We start from the raw sequence: 255 nt of genomic DNA on the forward strand, positions 1-255 counted from the left end.
TACCACTTTGTGATTCATGACTGGGGTGAAGTCGTAACAAGGTAACCGTAGGGGAACCTGCGGTTGGATCACCTCCTTACCTTAAAGAACCTGCCTTTGTAGTGCTCACACAGATTGTCTGATGAAAAGTAAATAGCAAGGCGTCTTGCGATTGAGACTTCAGTGTCCCCTTCGTCTAGAGGCCCAGGACACCGCCCTTTCACGGCGGTAACAGGGGTTCGAATCCCCTAGGGGACGCCACTTGCTGGTTCGTGA

General features: G+C 51.8%; 1 tRNA gene and 1 rRNA gene. Both read left to right on the top strand.

Going from position 1 to position 255, the window contains the following annotated elements:
- A 16S ribosomal RNA gene (locus tag ACLJXE_RS24370) occupies positions 1-79 on the top strand; the annotation flags it as partial.
- 85 nt (positions 80-164) lie between these two features.
- Positions 165-240: transfer RNA gene (locus ACLJXE_RS24375), tRNA-Glu, on the top strand.
- Positions 241-255: the final 15 nt, after the last annotated feature.

The organism is Citrobacter sp. U14242 (genome assembly GCF_046555775.1).
Lineage (GTDB): Bacteria > Pseudomonadota > Gammaproteobacteria > Enterobacterales > Enterobacteriaceae > Citrobacter.